Origin of the sequence: Micromonospora sp. DH14 (assembly GCF_029809455.1) — a bacterium.
Lineage (GTDB): Bacteria > Actinomycetota > Actinomycetes > Mycobacteriales > Micromonosporaceae > Micromonospora > Micromonospora parva.
Genome location: NZ_JARVKT010000023.1, coordinates 57,369 through 75,149 on the forward strand (window position 1 = coordinate 57,369; position 17,781 = coordinate 75,149).

18 protein-coding genes are annotated in these 17,781 nt (G+C 73.0%); 8 read left to right on the plus strand and 10 right to left on the minus strand.

Going from position 1 to position 17,781, the window contains the following annotated elements:
- Positions 1-63: 63 nt before the first annotated feature.
- Together QCZ28_RS24845 and QCZ28_RS24850 are read right to left on the minus strand one after the other, a co-directional pair.
- Positions 64-1,170, minus strand: coding sequence for an SPFH domain-containing protein (locus QCZ28_RS24845; RefSeq protein WP_030337791.1), 1,107 nt, complete (start codon positions 1,168-1,170; stop codon positions 64-66).
- A 4-nt stretch (positions 1,171-1,174) separates the two neighbouring features.
- Positions 1,175-1,648 (minus strand): NfeD family protein, encoded by a 474-nt coding sequence (locus QCZ28_RS24850; protein WP_279518912.1) that lies wholly within the window; start codon positions 1,646-1,648, stop codon positions 1,175-1,177.
- A 108-nt stretch (positions 1,649-1,756) separates the two neighbouring features.
- Between QCZ28_RS24850 and QCZ28_RS24855 the strand changes: the two genes are divergently transcribed.
- Positions 1,757-3,058: a serine hydrolase gene (locus QCZ28_RS24855; protein WP_279518913.1), complete on the plus strand. Its 1,302-nt coding sequence runs from the start codon at positions 1,757-1,759 to the stop codon at positions 3,056-3,058.
- A gap of 25 nt (positions 3,059-3,083) precedes the next feature.
- Here QCZ28_RS24855 and QCZ28_RS24860 read toward each other — a convergent pair whose 3' ends face one another.
- Entirely contained in the window at positions 3,084-3,896 is an 813-nt protein-coding gene (locus QCZ28_RS24860) for a DUF3097 domain-containing protein (RefSeq protein ID WP_279518914.1), read from the minus strand.
- Positions 3,897-4,225: 329 nt separating this feature from the next.
- Between QCZ28_RS24860 and QCZ28_RS24865 the strand changes: the two genes are divergently transcribed.
- A complete protein-coding gene (locus tag QCZ28_RS24865) occupies positions 4,226-4,801 on the plus strand; it encodes a TetR/AcrR family transcriptional regulator (protein ID WP_279518915.1) in 576 nt (191 codons plus the stop codon).
- 128 nt (positions 4,802-4,929) lie between these two features.
- The gene (locus tag QCZ28_RS24870) at positions 4,930-5,724 is read left to right on the plus strand and encodes a hypothetical protein (RefSeq protein ID WP_279518916.1); all 795 of its coding nucleotides are present in this window, start codon (positions 4,930-4,932) and stop codon (positions 5,722-5,724) included.
- Between the two features lie 206 nt (positions 5,725-5,930).
- Here the strand turns inward: QCZ28_RS24870 and QCZ28_RS24875 are convergent, their stop codons facing one another.
- The 4 genes from QCZ28_RS24875 to fabG all read right to left on the minus strand — a co-directional run bounded on the left by QCZ28_RS24875 (position 5,931) and on the right by fabG (position 9,404).
- A complete protein-coding gene (locus QCZ28_RS24875) occupies positions 5,931-6,710 on the minus strand; it encodes an HAD-IIA family hydrolase (protein ID WP_030337797.1) in 780 nt (259 codons plus the stop codon).
- 15 nt (positions 6,711-6,725) lie between these two features.
- Positions 6,726-7,754, minus strand: a complete 1,029-nt coding sequence (locus QCZ28_RS24880; RefSeq protein ID WP_279518917.1) for a ferrochelatase — start codon at positions 7,752-7,754, stop codon at positions 6,726-6,728.
- 100 nt (positions 7,755-7,854) lie between these two features.
- Entirely contained in the window at positions 7,855-8,622 is a 768-nt protein-coding gene (fabI, locus tag QCZ28_RS24885; RefSeq protein WP_279518918.1) for an enoyl-ACP reductase FabI, read from the minus strand.
- A gap of 26 nt (positions 8,623-8,648) precedes the next feature.
- Positions 8,649-9,404 carry a 3-oxoacyl-ACP reductase FabG gene (gene fabG, locus QCZ28_RS24890; RefSeq protein WP_279518919.1) on the minus strand — a complete coding sequence of 252 codons (756 nt, stop codon included), beginning with the start codon at positions 9,402-9,404 and terminating at the stop codon, positions 8,649-8,651.
- Between the two features lie 154 nt (positions 9,405-9,558).
- On the opposite strand from fabG, the gene QCZ28_RS24895 reads away from it, so the two are divergent.
- The 4 genes from QCZ28_RS24895 to QCZ28_RS24910 all read left to right on the plus strand — a co-directional run bounded on the left by QCZ28_RS24895 (position 9,559) and on the right by QCZ28_RS24910 (position 13,723).
- Positions 9,559-10,794, plus strand: a complete 1,236-nt coding sequence (locus QCZ28_RS24895) for a histidine kinase (RefSeq protein WP_279518920.1) — start codon at positions 9,559-9,561, stop codon at positions 10,792-10,794.
- Entirely contained in the window at positions 10,791-11,453 is a 663-nt protein-coding gene (locus QCZ28_RS24900; RefSeq protein WP_030337802.1) for a response regulator transcription factor, read from the plus strand. Before QCZ28_RS24895 ends, QCZ28_RS24900 begins: the two co-directional genes overlap by 4 nt.
- A 99-nt stretch (positions 11,454-11,552) precedes the next feature.
- Positions 11,553-12,458, plus strand: coding sequence for an alpha/beta hydrolase (locus tag QCZ28_RS24905; protein ID WP_279518921.1), 906 nt, complete (start codon positions 11,553-11,555; stop codon positions 12,456-12,458).
- A complete protein-coding gene (locus QCZ28_RS24910; RefSeq protein WP_279518922.1) occupies positions 12,455-13,723 on the plus strand; it encodes an acyltransferase in 1,269 nt (422 codons plus the stop codon). The genes QCZ28_RS24905 and QCZ28_RS24910 overlap by 4 nt, the downstream gene beginning before the upstream one ends.
- A 382-nt stretch (positions 13,724-14,105) precedes the next feature.
- Here QCZ28_RS24910 and QCZ28_RS24915 read toward each other — a convergent pair whose 3' ends face one another.
- Genes QCZ28_RS24915 through QCZ28_RS24925 form a run of 3 tightly spaced genes read right to left on the minus strand, consistent with a single transcriptional unit; the run spans position 14,106 to position 17,130 of the window.
- A complete protein-coding gene (locus QCZ28_RS24915; RefSeq protein WP_279518923.1) occupies positions 14,106-15,056 on the minus strand; it encodes a VWA domain-containing protein in 951 nt (316 codons plus the stop codon).
- Positions 15,053-16,054, minus strand: a complete 1,002-nt coding sequence (locus tag QCZ28_RS24920) for a DUF58 domain-containing protein (protein WP_279518924.1) — start codon at positions 16,052-16,054, stop codon at positions 15,053-15,055. Before QCZ28_RS24920 ends, QCZ28_RS24915 begins: the two co-directional genes overlap by 4 nt.
- A complete protein-coding gene (locus QCZ28_RS24925) occupies positions 16,033-17,130 on the minus strand; it encodes a MoxR family ATPase (RefSeq protein ID WP_279518925.1) in 1,098 nt (365 codons plus the stop codon). Before QCZ28_RS24925 ends, QCZ28_RS24920 begins: the two co-directional genes overlap by 22 nt.
- A 241-nt stretch (positions 17,131-17,371) precedes the next feature.
- Here QCZ28_RS24925 and QCZ28_RS24930 point away from each other — a divergent pair, with 241 nt between their 5' ends.
- Positions 17,372-17,602, plus strand: a complete 231-nt coding sequence (locus QCZ28_RS24930; protein ID WP_279518926.1) for a hypothetical protein — start codon at positions 17,372-17,374, stop codon at positions 17,600-17,602.
- The last annotated feature ends 179 nt before the right edge of the window (positions 17,603-17,781 follow it).

The window sequence follows — 17,781 nt, forward strand, 5'->3', positions numbered from 1 at the left end:
AGGCGTCGGAGCGCCCCATGAGTCTTTCTCGCATTTAGCCGGCCGGGTGGCCGGCGTCCTGCCTCAGCCGCGCTCGCGCTGGTCGGCCGGGTCCTCGGTCAGGCTGGCCGGAGACACCGGCTCCGGGGCGGGCAGCCCCTGCGGCTTGTTGCCGCCGGTGGCCTGCGCCTCGGCGACGCGTACCTCGTCGTGGATCTGCTGGGCGGCGGCCGCCGCGGCCTGCGCCGCCTCCGCGGCCTCGCGCTCCACCTGGCTCGCGTGGTCGGCGGCCTCCGGTGCGGGCAGGTCCCCCACCATCTGGCTCAGCCCACCGAGCGCGCCACCCATGCCCTCCAGCGCCTTGGTCAGCTCAGCCGGCACGATCCAGACCTTGTTGGCGCTGCCCTGGGCGATCTGCGGCAGGGCCTGCAGGTACTGGTAGGCGAGCACCTTCTGGCTCGGGTTGGCCTGGTGGATCGCGTCGAAGACCGTCCGGATCGCCTTCGCCTGACCCTCGGCCTGCAGGATCCGGGCCTGCCGGTCACCGTCGGCCCGCAGCACCGCCGACTGCTTCTCACCCTCGGCGGTGAGGATCTGCGACTGCTTGTGCCCCTCGGCGGTCAGGATCGCCGCGCGGCGGTCCCGCTCGGCGCGCATCTGCTTCTCCATCGAGTCGCGGATGCTGGCTGGCGGCTCGATCGCCTTGATCTCGACCCGGGTCACCTTGATGCCCCAGCGGCCGGTGGTCTCGTCCAGCACACCCGAGAGGTGCCGGTTGATCTCGTCCCGGCTGGTCAGCGCCCGCTCCAGATCGAGCGAGCCGATCACGTTACGCAACGTGGTGACGGTCAGCTGCTCGATGGCCTGGAGGAAGCTGGAGATCTCGTAGGTCGCCCGGACCGAGTCGACCACCTTGAAGTAGAGAACCGTGTCGATCGAGACCACCAGGTTGTCCGAGGTGATCACCGGCTGCGGCGGGAAGCTGACCACCTGCTCCCGCATGTCGACCTTGGTACGCACCGCGTCGATGAACGGCACCAGCAGATTGAGGCCGGGGCTGAGGGTGCGCTTGTACTTGCCGAGCCGTTCCACCACATCCTGGCGCTGCTGCGGCACGATCCGCACCGCCTTGGCCAGCGTAATCACGGCGATCAACGCCACCGCGATGATCAGCACACCGATGACCGTCATCCGTTCACCCTCTCGCTTCCGGCAGCTCGCCGGCGGAAGAAACATCGTCCTGCCACACCAGGGCCGTCGCGCCCCGGACCTTTATCACCCGAACCCGTTGACCGGGCTCGAAAGTCTGCGTCGTGTCGTACGGTCGAGCCGTCCACAGTTCCCCGTCGATCTTGACCAGGCCGTGCTCGGCGTCCACCCGTTCCAGCACCAGCGCCGTGGAGCCCTCGATCGCCTCCACGCCGAACGGCTGCTCGCCGCTCTCCAGCGCGGAGCGGCTGTGCCGCCGGATGACCGGTCGGACCACCAGCAGGCTCAATGCCGACACCACCGCGAAGACCAGTGCCTGCACGGCGACCGGCGCCCCCAGGGCGGCCGCACCGGCGGCGGCGAACGCACCGACCCCGAACATGATCAGGAATAGCGTCGTCGTGAAAATCTCGGCGACCGCCAGCACCACACCCAAAACGATCCACACCACGGCGTCCACACCGCAAGGGTGACACGTTAATGCACGAGCAGCCCACCCGTGATCATCAGTAGGCTCGGCGAAACGATCGCCGCCCACCGAATTCACCGGCCGAACGAGGAGATCCCCGTGACTCTGCTGCCCGCGACCGCCCGACAGATCGACACCCAGGTGGCCCAGGCGCAGATCGACGGTCGTACCCCGTCACTGGTGCTGGGCGTGGTCCGCGACGGCGCGCTGGTCCACGCGGCCACCGCCGGCGAGCACCCCCGCCCGGACGCCGATCTGCAGTACCGGGTGGGCTCGATCAGCAAGACGATGACCGCCACCTTGATCATGCAGTTGCGTGATGCCGGCCAACTGTCCCTCGACGACCCGCTGGAACGGCACCTGCCGGGCACCGCGGCGGGCGCGCTCACAGTGCGTCAGCTGCTCGGGCACGCCAGCGGCATGCAACGCGAACCCGAGGGCGACTGGTGGGAGCGGAGCGCGGGCACCGACCTGGCCGGGCTGCTCGACGGGCTCACCGCCGACAAGATCGCCTATCCGCCGCACACCGCCTACCACTACTCCAACCTGGCGTACGGGCTCCTCGGCGGCCTGCTCGAACGGCTCACCGGAACGCGGTGGGCCGACCTGCTCGACGAACGGGTGTTCGGCCCGCTGGGAATGCGCCGCACCACCTACGCGGCCACCGAGCCGTACGCCCGCGGCTACGTCGTCCACCCCTGGCACGGCACGCTGCGCGAGGAACCCCGTACCGACACCGGCGCGATGGCCCCCGCCGGGCAGCTCTGGTCGACGATCGAGGACCTGGGCCGCTGGGCCGCATTCCTGGCCGACCCCGACCCGTCGGTGCTGACCGCCGGGACGCTCACCGAGATGTGCGCGCCCGTGGTGATCAGCGATCTCGACTCCTGGACCGGTGGGCACGGGCTGGGGCTGGAGCTCTACCGCGACGGCGAGCGGGTGTACGTCGGACACGGCGGCTCGATGCCCGGGTACGTGGCCACCCTCGTGGTGCACCGGCCCACCCGTACCGCCGTTGTCGGCTTCGCCAACTCGTACGGCTTCCCGATCACCGGGCTCGGCCGCCGGGTGCTGACCAGCGTGCTGGACGCCGAGCCGGCGCTCCCGCAGCCGTGGCGACCGGCCGCCGCCGCGCCCGGTGCCGACCTGGCCGAGCTGACCGGCCGCTGGTGGTGGATGGGCCTTCCGCTGGACCTGCGCTGGGACGCGGGTGACCTGGTGGCCCATGTCCGTGGTGAGCGGGTCAGCCGGTTCACCGCCGAGGGGCCGGACCGCTGGCGGGGACGCTCCGGTCCGGAGAACGGCGAGATCCTGTCGGTGCTGCGCGACGACGACGGGCGGGCGACGGCTGTCGACATCGCCACCTTCGTCTTCACCCGCAGCCCGGACGAAGCCCCCTGAGCCGGCCGCCGGCGGGGCCGGGCGGTCAGGGGGCTTCGGTGACGAAGTCGATGAGGCGTTCCATGGCGTTGATCAGGGGCGTTTCCACGTCGGCGAAGCTGTTCACCCGGGACAGGATGTGCCGCCACATGTCGGCCGGCTCGGCCACCCCGAGGGCCGCGCAGACCCCCTCCTTCCACGGCCGCCCCGGCGGCACCACCGGCCACGCCGCGATGCCCAACGCCGTCGGCTTGACCGCCTGCCACACGTCCACATAGGGGTGCCCGGTCACCAGCACGTACGGCGAGTCGACCCGGGCCACGATCCGGCTCTCCTTGCTGCCCGGCACCAGGTGGTCGACGAGGACGCCGAGCCGTCGGGTCGGGCCGGGGCCGAAGTCGCGGACGTCGGCGTCGAGGGCGTCGATGCCGTCCAACGGCTCCACGACGACGCCCTCGATGCGCAGGTCGTCACCCCAGATCCGCTCGACCAGGGCGGCGTCGTGGATGCCCTCCACCCAGATCCGGCTGGCCTTGGCCACCTGGGCGCGGACGTTGTCCATCGCCACCGAGCCGGACGCGGTCCGCCGCCGGGCGGCCGGCACCGGCGCGCGGGTGGGGCTGCGCAGCGTGATCGGGCGGCCGTCGAGCAGGAACGCCGCCGGTAGCAGCGGGAAGTTGCGCCGCTTGCCGCGCCGGTCCTCCAGCACCACGGCACCGGCCTCGAAGCCCACCACCGCTCCGCAGAACCCGGAGTCGGCGTCCTCCACCACCAGGTCCGGTTCGGCGTCCACCTCGGGGGTGACCTTCCGCCGCCGCCAGTCCCCCGCCAACACGTCCTCGCCGTATCGCCCCGCCATGTCGATCACGCTAACTCCCGCGCCATCACCCCGCCCTCCGACACACCGCCCCACCCCGTCCAGTCGCCACCACCGCGGCGATCACCCCGCGGATTCGAGGCGACCCGGGTCGCTGTCGACCGGTGCCGGCCAGACGGAGTCCCTGAGGCCGAGGGCGTCGCGGAGGTACGCCCAGCTGAGCCGATGGATCAGCGCTGGCACTGCGTGCACGGTCGCTTCTGGGTGAGTTGGTGTTGGCCTGCCGTTCTGGCATGCTACATATGTGGAACTTTGTTCCGCTAAACCACACGGAACGTTGTTCCAAACCAACGGATGTGACGGAGGCAACGGTGGCCAGCACCGGGGCGTGTCCCGCGCGCAAGCAGCGGGCGGATTCGCTGCGCAACCAGACGGCGCTCCTGGAGGCGGCCGCCGCCGCGTTCATCGCCTCCGGGGTCAACGCGCCGGTGCGCGACATCGCCGCCAGGGCCGGCGTCGGTGTCGGGACGATCTACCGCCACTTCCCGACCCGCGCCGACCTGATCGTCGCGGTGTACCGACACCAGGTCGAGGCCTGCGCCGAGGCCGGCCCCGTACTCCTGGCGCAGAGCGCCACACCGCACGCCGCCCTGGCCAGCTGGATCCACCTCTTCGTCGACTTCCTGGTCACCAAGCACGGTCTGGCCGAGGCGATGCGGTCCGACGACGTTGCCTTCCAGACGCTGCACGCGTACTTCCTCGACCGGCTCGTCCCCGTCTGCGCCGACCTGCTCGCCGCCGCCAGCGCGGCGGGCGAGATCGTTCCCGACATGAACCCCCTGGTCCTGATGCAGGGCATCGGCAACCTTTGCATCGGCGCCGACAACCCTGCCTACGACGCGCGTCTCATGGTCGACGTGGTCATCGCGGGCCTACGGGTGCATTAGCGCCCGGAAAGACCCCGCACCCGGACCGCGCCGCGCGCGGGATCGGGCGAAGGGGGCAGTTCGGGGCACGCAGGGCGGCCGGAGCGGCAGTCGAGACAGGGCCGGTCGTGACCACGTACCCTTTCGGCATGTCCACCCCCGCAACGGGCGCGGCCACACTCGCGCCGCGCCGGTCGAGCCGGTTCGTTGCCTGGGTGCGCGCGTGGCGTGCCGGGTTGGTGCCGTACGACGAGGTCGCCGACGCCATCGCCGGCGACGAGGAACATCTCGTCGCGGACGCCCCGGGCACCTGGACCGACGTCCCGCTGGGCGCCGCGCTGCCCACCCTGGCCAAGCTCTCCCCCGACGAGATCCGCCTGGTGCTGCCCGCACCCGGCGACCCCCGGGGTCTGCCCGGCCCCGGCGACTTCGCCGGCGCGGCGCTGGTAGCGGGTGAGGCGGTGGTCGCCGGCGGGCTCGGGTTGATCCCGGAGGTCCGCTCGCACACCTCCGGCTCCGGGGACTGTTTCGAGACGGTGCTGTGGCGGGTGTACCCGCTGCCGGCCAACGCGCCCGCCGCGTCGCTCTCGTTGCCCGGCGCCGCCGAGGCGGAGGCCGAGCTGGCCGCCGCGCTGGCTGAGACGACCGCCGCGCTGACCCGCCTCGACGTCGCCCAGTGGCGGCCCGAGCTGGCAGGCGCGCTGGCCGCGTTGCGCCGCCCCGACGGCACCACCGATCTGCCACCAGGGTTCGACCCGAGGGCCCGTCGGCTCTTCGCCCGAGCCGCGGTGCTCGACCGGGTGCTCGCGCTGGCCGGGCACTCCGCGCCCGGCGGGGCGATCAACAACTATGAGGCCCAGCAGCGCGACGCCGCGCTGCGTCCGCTCACCGCCGCCTGCCGCCAGGCCCTGGTGGCCGCCTGCAACGCCCCCCTGCGCCCCTGACCGGTCACCCCGCGCCACACCACGAGGGCCCACGCCACGAGCGCCCTCGCCAGACGCCGGTCCGATGCGCCCCCGCGCCGGTCATGATCGCGCTCGAACATGGATGTAGTGGCCTCCGGCGCAGCTGGTGACCACTACATCCTGGATAGAGCGCGATCATCGCGCGCGGCGCCCGCAGCACGGGCAGCGATCATCGCGCGGGGCGGTCAGACCTCGTCGAGCAGGTCTGCGACCGAGTTGATGATCCGGGACGGGCGGTACGGGTAGCGCTCGGCCTCGGTGCGGCTGCTGATTCCGGTGAGCACCAGGATGGTCTCCAACCCGGCCTCCAGACCACACAGGATGTCGGTGTCCATCCGGTCACCGATCATCGCGGTGCTCTCCGAGTGCGCGTTGATGGTGTTGAGCGCCGAGCGCATCATCATCGGGTTGGGCTTGCCGACGAAGTACGGCTCCACCCCGGTCGCCTTGGAGATCATGGCGGCGACCGAGCCGGCGGCGGGTAGCGCGCCCTCCACGGACGGGCCGGTCACGTCGGGGTTCGTGCAGATGAACCGGGCGCCGTCGTTGATCAGACGCACGGCCTTGGTGATCGCCTCGAAGCTGTAGGTGCGGGTCTCGCCGAGCACCACGTAGTCGGGGGCGAAGTCGGTCAGCACGTAGCCGACGGCGTGCAGGGCCGTGGTCAGCCCGGCCTCACCGATGACGTACGCGGTGCCGCCCGGCCGCTGGTCGGCGAGGAACTGGCCGGTGGCCAGGGCCGAGGACCAGATCGACTCCTCCGGCACGTCCAGCCCCATCCGGCTGAGCCGGGCCGTCAGGTCGCGCGGGGTGTAGATCGAGTTGTTGGTCAGCACCAGGAACGGCTTGCCGGAGGCGCGCAACCGGTTGATGAACTCCGGCGCGCCGGGCACCGGCTGGCCCTCGTGCACCAGCACGCCGTCCATGTCGGTCAGCCAACTCTGCACGGGCTTACGGTCATGCATGATGATCCTCAGAGGTCAGGGGCGACGGGTCGGCACGCAACAGACGGTGGGGCAGCTGTCCCACATCGGCAGCTCGCCCAGGCGGCGGCGCAGCTGCGCGCCGTCCGGGTCGGTCCGCTCGGTGACCAGCTCACGCACCATGGTCACGAAGCGCGGGTCGGTGCCCGGCGTGGCGGCCCGGACGAAGTCCAGGCCGAGCTGCTTCGCCGTCTCCAACGCCTCGGTGTCCAGGTCCCACACGACCTCCAGGTGATCGGAGACGAACCCGATCGGGCTGACCACCACCCCGGTGGTGCCGCCCTGCGCGAGGGTGGCCAGGTGGTCGTTGACGTCCGGTTCCAGCCACGGCACCTGCGGCGGGCCGGAGCGGCTCTGCCAGACCAGGTCGTATTCCAGGTCGGGGGCGGCGGCCGCGGCGACGAGCCGGGCGGTCTCGTGCAGCTGCGCCTCGTACCGGCCGCCGTGCGGGCCGGCGTTGGCCGCCATCGAGCTGGGGATGGAGTGGGCGGTGAAGACCAGCCGGGTGGTGTCCCGCAACGCCTGGTCGAGCTGGCCCAGTGCCGCCCGGACCGCGTCGACGTGCGGCTCGACGAAACCGGGGTGGTCCCAGAACTGGCGCAGCTTCTCGATCACCGGGGCGTCCGGGCCGACGGCGGCACGGGCGGCGGCGATGTCCTCCTGGTACTGCCGGCAGGACGAGTAGCCGCCGTACGCGCTGGTGACGAAGGCCAGCGCACGGGTCACCCCGTCGTCGCGCATCCGGCTCACGGTGTCGGCGAGCATCGGGTCCCAGTTGCGGTTGCCCCAGTAGATGGGCAGGTCGAGACCGTGCGCGGCGAAGTCGGCGCGGACGGCGGCCAGCAGGTCACGGCACTGCTGGTTGATCGGGGACACCCCACCGAAGTGCTGGTAGTGCTCGGCGACCTCGGCCAGCCGCTCGGGCGGCACACCCCGACCCCGGGTCACGTTCTGCAGGAACGGCATCACGTCCTCGGGCCGTTCCGGCCCGCCGAAGGACACCAGGACCACCGCGTCGTACGACATGGGGTCATTCTTGCCCCTCGCCGTGACGGCCCGGCGACGCCCCCCTGGCCCGGACGCGTGGATCACGCGGACGGCAGCGGAAGCGTCGCCGGTAGGAGCGTCAGGCGCCGATGGCGTGGTAGCCGCCGTCGACGTGCACGATCTCGCCGGTGGTGGCCGGGAACCAGTCGGAGAGCAGCGCCAGGCACGCCTTCGCGGCGGGCTCCTGGTCGGTGAGGCTCCAGCCCAGCGGGGCCCGCTCGGTCCAGGCCTCCTCGAACTGGTCGAAGCCGGGGATCGACTTCGCGGCGATGGTGCGCAGCGGCCCGGCGGCCACCAGGTTGCTGCGGATGCCCTGCTTGCCCAGGTGCAGCGCCAGGTAGCGGGACGCCGACTCCAGGCCGGCCTTGGCCACGCCCATCCAGTCGTAGACCGGCCACGCCTTCGTCGCGTCGAAGGTCAGGCCGACCACCGCGCCGCCGGGCGACATCAGCGGCAGCGCCGCCATCGCGAGCGACTTGTACGAGAAGGTGGAGACGTGCAGGGCGGTCGCCACGTCCTCCCAGGGCGCGTCGAGGAAGCCGCCGCCGAGGCAGCTCTGCGGGGCGAAACCGATCGAGTGCACGACACCGTCGAGGCCGTCGACGTGCTCGCGTACCCGGTCGGCGAGGCCGGCCAGGTGCTCGGTGTTGGTGACGTCCACCTCGATCACCGGCGCCGGCTCGGGCAGCCGCTTCGCGATCCGCTCGACCAGGGAGAGCCGGCCGTAGCCGGTGAGCACGACCTGCGCGCCGTTCTCCTGAGCGAGCTTCGCCACCGAGAAGGCGATCGAGGCGTCGGTGATGACACCGGTGACGAGCAGTCGCTTACCGGCGAGCAGTCCGGACATGCAGGTTTCCTCCGTAGTCAAAAGGGTTAGTGGCCCATTCCGAGGCCGCCGTCGACCGGGATGACGGCGCCGGAGACGTACCCGGCGCTGTCGGAGGCCAGCCAGGTGACCACGGCCGCGACCTCGTCCGGGCTGGCCATCCGGCCGGCCGGGATGGACTTGAGGATCTCCGCCTTGCGGTCGTCGGAGAGGCCGGCGGTCATGTCCGTGTCGATGAAGCCGGGCGCCACCACGTTCGCGGTGATGTTGCGGCTGCCCAGTTCCCGGGTGATCGAGCGGGCGACGCCGACGAGGCCGGCCTTGCTGGCGGCGTAGTTGACCTGCCCGGCACCGCCGGCGAGGCCGACCACCGAGGAGATGAAGATCATGCGGCCCCACTTGGCGCGGAGCATCTTGCCGGAGGCCCGCTTGGCCACCCGGAACGCGCCGGTGAGGTTGGTGTCCACCACATCGGTGAACTGCTCCTCGGACATCCGTAGCAGCAGCGTGTCGGCGGTCATGCCGGCGTTGGCGACCAGCACCTCGACCGGCCCCAGCTCGGCCTCGACGGCAGCAAACGCGGCCTCGATCGAGGCGGCGTCGGTGACGTCGGCGCGGACGCCGAACAGGCTGCCCTGATGGCCGGCTCCGCCTGCGCCAAACCCCGGCTCGGCTGCACCGGCGCCGGGCACTCCCCCACCCCGGTGGGTGACCGCCACCCGGTCGCCCTGCTTGGCGAAGGCCTGCGCGATGGCCAGGCCGATCCCCCGGTTACCCCCGGTCACCAGCACGGTACGGGCCACTGTTCCCCCTTGCTCAGCCGATCTCGGTCGCAGGCGAGCCTAGGCGTTACCGACAGGTAAGCGCTAACGGGAGTCGCGTCACACTGGGGTACGACATCGGGATCAACCCCTGGTGGCACGCCTCGTGACGGGCTCGGCCCGTAGCCTCCGGGTGGTGAACCGGCAACCGATCGCCGTGGCCCTGCGGGCCCTGTGGCAGACAGTGCTGGGCCCGGACGCGCCGGTCGAACGGCCGCTGCTGGCCCGGTGGCCCGGGCCGGCCCGCTACGCCGCCCCGGTCGGCCTGCTGGCCGCTCTCGGCCTCTTCCTGATCACGCTGACCGTGGAGAGCGAGTGGGGCCTGCCGATACTGGTCGCGCTGCTGTTCGCGGCGATGACAGTGGCGCCGCTGCTGGCGCTGCCCCGGCGTCCGCTGCTGGCCTGGCGGCTGACGGTGCTGGCCCTGCTGATCTGCACGTTCAACGCGCCGGCCGACCAGGCCTGGCCGTGGACTCCTCCCCTGGCGCTCGGGTCGATCCTGGTGGTGGCGGTGGTCGTCACGCGGGTCGACCGGCCGGTGCTGGGCTGGGTGGTGGCGATCACGACGGTGCCGGTGCTCACCCTGGTCGAGCCCGAGAACCGGGTCGCTGTCCTGCTGCTGCTCGGGGCGTTGGCGATCGTCGGTGACCTGATCCGACGCAACCGGCTGTCCCGGCGGGCGCTGGCCGCGCAGACCGAGCTGAGCGAGCGGGAGCAGGAACGCCGCGGGGTGCTGGAGGAACGCACCCGGATCGCCCGGGAGCTGCACGACGTGGTGGCCCACCACATGTCGCTGATCGCGGTGCAGGCGGAGACCGCCCCGTACCGGCTGACCGACGTGCCGCCGCCGGCAGCCGCCGAGTTCGTCGCCATCGCCGCGTCGGCCCGCGACGCGCTCACCGACATGCGGCGGCTGCTGGGGGTGCTGCGCAGCGAGACGACCGGGCCGCAGACCGCGCCGCAGCCGGACCTGACCGACCTGGGCGCGATGGTGGATGCCGCCCGCCGGGCCGGACTGTCGGTCACGCTGGACGCCGAGCAGGTGGACGACGACCGGGTGCCCGCGCCGGTCGGGCTGGCCGCGTACCGCATCGTGCAGGAGGGCCTGGCCAACGCGGCCCGCCACGCGGCCGGCGCCGCGGTGCGGGTCACCGTCCGCGCCGGTGCGTCCGGCCTTGGGGTACGCGTGGAGAACGCGCCACCCGCCAAGGCGGGCTCCCGGCCCGGCGAGGCGGGCTCCGGGCACGGGCTGACCGGCATGCGGGAACGGGCCACCTCGCTGGGCGGTACGTTCACCGCCGGGCCGCTGCCCGACGGGGGTTACGCGGTGGCGGCCGAGTTGCCGTACGACGCGGAGGGTGGGGACCGATGATCCGGGTGCTGATCGCCGACGACCAGGCGATGGTCCGGCAGGGCTTCGGCGCGCTGCTCGCCGCCCAACCGGATCTGCTGGTGGTGGGTGACGCCGCCGACGGGGCGCAGGCCGTGGCCGCCGCCCGCCACCTCGACCCGGACGTGGTGCTGATGGACGTGCGGATGCCGGTGATGGACGGGCTGGAGGCCACCCGCACATTGCTCGGTGACCGGTCGGCGCAGCGTCCCCGGGTGCTCATCCTCACCACGTTCGACCTGGACGACTACGTGTACGAGGCGCTGCGCGCCGGGGCCAGCGGTTTCCTGCTCAAGGACGCCCCGGCGGCCGACCTGGTGCAGGCGGTGCGGGTGGTGGCGGCCGGGGACGCGCTGCTCGCCCCGGCTGTCACCCGCCGGCTGATCGCCGAGTTCGCGGCCCGCCCGGACCGCCGCCGCCCCCGCCCCACCGACCTGGCCGGGCTCACCCCACGGGAGACCGAGGTGCTGCGGCTGATCGCCCGGGGCCGCAACAACGCGGAGATCGCGGGTGACCTGGTGGTGGCCGAGCAGACAGTGAAGACGCACGTCGGGCGGATCCTGGCCAAGCTGGGGCTGCGCGACCGGGCCCAGGCCGTGGTGCTGGCGTACGAGACGGGTCTGGTGGCCGCCGGCGAGTAGCTCCGTGGAGCCAGCCCGGGAACGGCTCTGCGGCACGACGACCGGGCCCCGACCCTGGGCGCACTCTCCCTCCGGACGACATTCCGGAGGGAGAACGTGATGCGACGACGAGGTGCCAGCCGGTTGGCGGTGGCCGCGCTGCTCGGCGTGAACCTGGTCCTGCCGAGCCGACCCGGGCCGGCCACGGCGGCGGGGTTCGTCGAGGCGTACCCGGTGATGGCGGCGGCGATGCGCGCGGCCGGCCCCCCGTACGCGGACTGGGCTGCCGACGGACGCCGGTTCCTGCTGTTCGACGCGCGCGGTGACGGCCGCGCGGTCGAGGTGCTCGGCGACCTCGCCACCGCCGACCGGATCGCGGTGCTGGTGCCCGGGGTCGGCAGCACGCTCGCCGACTTCGACAGGGGGTTGGGTGGGGTGGCACGGCGGGCGCCCGCCGTGCAGGCCGGGCAGGTCTACCGGGAGCTGCGGGCGACCGACCCGGCGGCGCGGGTCGCGGTGCTGGCCTGGCTGGGCTACGACCCGCCCGACGGGGTGCTGACCGCCGCCGGTGGGGTCAGCGCCCGGCGTGGTGCGGCCGGGCTGGCCCGGCTGCTGCGGGAGCTGGCCGGGCGGCGTCCGGGCGCGACGATCACGCTGGTCGGGCACAGTTACGGGTCACTGGTGGTGGCACTGGCGGCGGCGGACGCCCCGCCCCAGGTCACCGACGTGGTCAGCCTCGGTGGGGTGGGCGCTGGTGTGCAGCGCGCCGACGACCTGCCCGGCGGGCGGCGGTTCTGGGCCGCCGAGGCGTCGACGGACTGGATCCGACGGGTCCCGCCGCTGCGGCTGCCCGGGTTGGGCTTCGGCCGGCGACCCGGCGACCCGGCCTTCGGCGCCCGTCCCCTGCCGGTGGGCGGGGTGGCGGGGCACGACGGCTATCTCGCGCCGGGCAGCGCCGCGCTGGTCGCGGTGGCGGCGGTCGTGCTGGGCCGTGTCGACGCCGACCGGACCGGGGACGCCCGGTGAGCCGGGATCGTGCCATCGACGCGCTGCGGGCGTACGCCATCGGCGGGGTGGTGCTGGGGCACTGGCTGGTCACCGGCCTGGTGCTGACCGGCGACGGCGGGCTGCACCAGGCCAGTCCGCTGAGCGCCCTGCCCGGCCTGGCCCCGCTGACCTGGGTGTTGCAGACGCTCGGGTTGTTCTTCTTCACCGCCGGGTTCGGCTCGGCCCGGTCGCTGGCCCGCCACCAGGGGGGTACGGGCGGTTGGCTGGCCGGTCGGCTGCGTCGGCTACTGCTGCCCACCGTGGCGCTGCTCGGGGTGGGTGCCGCCGTCCTGCTCGCCGCCACCGTCGTCGGCACCTCCGACGACACCCTCGCCGTCGCGCTGCGGCTCGCGGTCAGCCCGCTGTGGTTCCTGCTACCGCTGGTGATCCTGGTCGTGTCGACCGGCCCGCTGCGCGCCGCCGTACGCCGCTGGGGTGTGCTGCGCTGCGCGACACCGGCGGTGGCCGTGGTGGCCGCGGCCGACCTGGCCGTCCGCCTGGTGCCGGCCGCCGGCGACCTGCCCCCGGTGACCGTGCTGGCGGCCTGGTCGGTGCCGTACCTGCTGGGGGTGGCGCACGCCGACGGATGGCTGCGGAGCCGGCGGGCCGGTGGCACGGCGGCGGCCGGTGGGGCGCTCGCGCTGGCGGCGCTGCTGGCGCTCGGCTATCCGGTGAGCGCGGTGGGGGTGCCCGGGGCCGGGGTGTCCAACCTGAACCCGCCGTCGCTGCTGGTCGTGGCGCTGGCGGTCACCCAGGTCGGGTTGGGGTTGCTGGCCCGGCCGGCGCTGCGACGGCTGCTGGCCCGGCCACTGCCGGGCCGGGCGGTGACCGAGGTGAACCGGTTCGCGGTCCGGATCTACCTGTGGCACCAGCCGGTCCTGGTGGCGGTGACAGCGCTCACCGCCCGCGGCGGGCTCGCCCTGCCCGGTCTGCACACCGTCCCGGACGACCCCGGGTGGGTGCTGGCCCGCTGCTGCTGGCTGCCGCTGCTCGCCGGGGTGCTGGTCACTGTCGTGCGGGTGGGTCAGCCGGGGTCGCCGCGCCGCCGAGGCGTCCGGGCTGGTGATCAGCGGCCTCGCCGACCGGGCGGTGGAGGGGTCGCCGGCCGGTCGGCCGAGTGCGTTCCGTCGGCACCGCAGGTGTACGATCATCGACGTTCCGGCCCGCCCGACTTGCAGGAGGTGATCGCTGTGCGAGATAGCGATCCTCCCAGTCGTGGCCGGGCCGATGGTCAGCCCCGCTGAGCCACGACTCAGTCTGGTGAGCTGACCCCGCTCCGCTCCCCGCCACCTCGGCACCGGCCGAGGTGAGTGTGCCGCGCCGCCCGAACCCGGGCGGTCGCCGGGAGCCGCCCGGTCACGACTTCGTGTGCGCGTCCCTACCCCCTGCGGTCCGCCCCCGCTCGCGGACCGTCCAGCCGCCACCCGGAGCCGTCCATGAGCCGCTACGTCGCCCCGCTGGGCTTCACCCTCGCCGCCGTCTGGGTGGCCATCGTCTTCGTCCTCGCCGGTGGCGGCCACTGAGCTGGTCGTCCTCCGCGGCGGCCGTCACTGAGCTGGTCGCCTGCGGCGGCCACCGGGTTGGTGCCGACCGGCGGCGGTGGGTGACCGCCGCCGGCCCCACCGCTCAGAGCATCCGCGACGACCACAGCAGGCTGAGCGCACCGGCGCAGAGGGCCAGCAGCAGCGCCACCCCGGCGTACCACTGTGTCACCTCACGCGGCTCGGTGCGGAACCCGATCGAGCTGCCCATGTCCTGATAGACCTGCTTCAGCTCGCTCACCGAGGCCGCCTCGTAGAAGTAACCCTCGGTGGTCTCGGCGAGGTCGGCGAGGGCCAACCGGTCCACCGGCACCCGCTGCAACTGCCCGCCGATGTCGACCTGGCCGGTGTCCGTGCCGAAGGCGATCGTGGAAACCGGGACGTTGGCGGCCTGCGCGGCCGCCGCCGCCTCCTCCACCGCCCGACCGGAGGTGCGGAAGCCGTCCGAGAGCAGCACGATCCGCGCCGGCGGGATACCCGCCGCACCATCGGCCGGCACCGACCGGATCGCCTCCAGACAGGTGAACACCGCCTCACCGGTCGCTGTCGCCTCGGCCAGCACCAGCCCGTCGATGGCGCTGGTCACCGCGTCGCGGTCCTTGCCCGGCGGCACCAGCACGTTGGCCGCCTTGGCGAACGACACGAGGCCCAGGTTGTAGCTCTCCGGCAGCTCACTGACGAACTGCTTGGCGGCCTCCTGGGCCGCCTCCAGCCGGTTCGGTGACACGTCGTCGGCCTGCATCGACAACGACACGTCGATGGCGAGCATCACGGTGGCCCGCTCCAGCGGCTCCTTGGTGTCGACGGCGGGCCGGGCCAGCGCGGTGGCCAACACCAGCAGGCAGAGCAGGAACGCGGTCGCCGGGACGTGCCGACGCCAACCCAGGCCCTTCGGCGCCACCGTCCGCAACAGGTCCACATTGGTGAACCGCATCGCGTACGCCCGGCGGTGCAGCTGCCGCCAGACGTAGAACGCGGCGAGGGCGAACACCGGCAGCACGGCCAGCAGCCACCACGGTTGCAGAAAACGGATCATCGTGTCGTCCCCCGGGTGCGTGCGTGCCGTTGCGCGGCCACGAATCGCACCATGTCCAGCAGCCAGTCTCGGTCGGTACGTAGACGCAGGTGGGCCGCACCGGCGCCGCGCAGGGCGGCGGCGATGGTGGCCCGTTGGGCGGTGGCGGCGTCGGCGTAGCGCTGCCGCAGCCGTGGGTCGGCGGTCTGTACCTCGTGCAGTTCGCCGCTCTCCGGGTCGACCACCGGCAACACGCCCACGTCGGGCAGTTCCAGCTCACGCGGGTCGACCACCTCGATCGCCAGTACGTCGTGCCGGACGCGCAGCTTACGCATCGACCGGGCCCACTGCTCTTCCGGCGCGAGGAAGTCCGAGACGACCACTGCCACCCCACGCCGGCGGGGAGGACGGTTGAGCATCTCGATCAGCGCGCCCAGATCACCACGGCCGGGCTGGATGGCGGTGCCGGCGACGGCACGAAGCAGGCCCTGCGCCTCCTTGCGCCCGGAGCGGGCCGGCAGCCGGGTGAGCACACCGGGCCCGGGCGACGGTGGTCTGCCCCGCCAGCGTCGGGCCGGCGCGGACACCCCGCCGCCGGTGCCGATCACGGCGCCGATCCGGTTACCTCCGCGCACGGTCAGGTGGGTGATGGCAGCGGCGGCGGCCACCACGACCTCCCGCTTGAGCCACTGCCCGGTGCCGAAGTCCAGGCTGGCGGAGAGGTCCAGCGCGAGCCAGGTCTCCAGTTCCCGGTCGGCGACCGTACGCCGCACGTGCGGTGTGGTCGTGCGTGCCGTGACCGGCCAGTCCATCCGACGCACGTCGTCGCCGGGGCGGTACTCCCGGGACTCCCCCGCCTCGCTGCCCGGTCCGGGCAGCAGGCCGGCGTAGTCGCCCTGGAGCAGACCGTCGAGCTTGCGGGTGACGAGCAGCTGAAGCCGGGACAGCACGGCCTCGCTACGGTCGGCGAGGGGGGCCGGACGAGGGGTGGGTGAGGTCACGGCCGCTGCCCGGGCCAACCAGCGCCCGGCGGCGGCGCGATCGGGGGCGGGGTGGCCTGCTGCCGGGGCGCGACAGCGGGAAGCGGGATCGTCGACATCACCCGCTGCACGATGTGGTCGGCGGGCACGTCGTCGGCGAGCGCGTCGTAGCTGAGCACCAACCGGTGCCGCAGGATGTCCGGCGCGATGTCCTGCACGTCCTGCGGCAGCGCGTAGTCCCGCCCGCGCAGCAGCGCCAGGGCGCGGGTCGCCCGGACCAGACCCAGCGAGGCGCGCGGGCTGGCACCGTACTGGATCAGTTGCGCGACGTCGGGCATGCCGTGCTCGGCCGGGGCGCGGGTGGCCAGGACCAACCGGACCGCGTAGTCGACCAGGGCGTTGTGGACGAAGACCTGATCCGCCTTGCGTTGCAGGGCGATCAGGTCCGGGGTGTCGAACACCGCGGTCGGCTCGGGCGCGGCCACGCCCATCCGGTAGACGATCTCCCGTTCCTCCGCGTCGGTCGGGTAGCCCACCACGATCTTCATGAGGAACCGGTCCCGTTGCGCCTCCGGCAGCGGGTAGACGCCCTCCTGCTCGATCGGGTTCTGGGTGGCCATCACCAGGAACGGGTCGGGCACCCGGTGGCTCTCGCCGCCGATGGACACCTGCCGCTCGCTCATCACCTCCAGCAGCGCGGACTGCACCTTGGCCGGCGCCCGGTTGATCTCGTCGGCGAGCAGGAAGTTGACGAAGACCGGCCCCAGCTCGACGTCGAACTTCTCGCTCGACTGCCGGTAGATCCGGGTGCCCATGATGTCGGCGGGCACCAGGTCCGGGGTGAACTGCACCCGGGCGAAGGACCCCCCGACGACCTTGGCGAGGGTTTCCACCGCCAGGGTCTTGGCCACCCCGGGCACGCCTTCGAGCAGGCAGTGACCACGGGAGAGCAGCGCGACGAACATCCGCTCCACCATCCGGTCCTGCCCGACGATCACACGTTTGATCTCGAACAGCGCCTTCTCCAGCAGGGTGGCGTCCTGCGCGGGTGTGGTCACCGGCGCAGGTGCCGCGCCGTTCGGCGTCGGGGCGTCGGGCATGGTCGGCTGGGCCACCGGTCCTCCACAGCGTTTGTCGGTCGTCGCGGCTTGTGCGGTATCAAGACTCGCACGCCTTGCTGAGTGCCGAGGTGGGGAGAAGCCGATTTTGGCCGCGCCGTCACCAGCAGTCGAATTGCGCGTCGCGGGTGTGCACGGACCGGCCCGCCGCGTGTACGATTCACCCCGTCGCCGGGCGGCTCCCCCCGTGGTCGCCCGGCGCTCAACCTCTCCGTCCCGCCGCCCTACACTGGCCGGGATGAGCATTCCCTCCCCCGCCGACGAGGCCCTGGTCTGTTCGGCCCGGGGCTGCCGGTCGGCCGCCGTCTGGCTGCTGGAGTGGAACAATCCCCGTCTGCACGACCCCGATCGGCGCAAGACCTGGTTGGCCTGCGACGAGCACCGGGACAGCCTCGGTGACTTCCTGGACGCCCGAGGCTTCCTGCGTGCCGTCACTCCGGTGCCCGGATCGCCTACGCTCGACCTGTGAGCGGCGACCCTCCGGCTTCCCCCGGCCCCACTTCTCCGTCCTGGCCGCCCACCCCGGCCGCCACCCCTCCCGGCGTCGACCCGCCGCCCGGCGCGTTCCCGGCACCGGGCACGCTCGGCCCCGAGCCCGCCGCGCCGGACGTCTCGACGCCCGCCCCACTACCACCGGGCGCGCTGCCA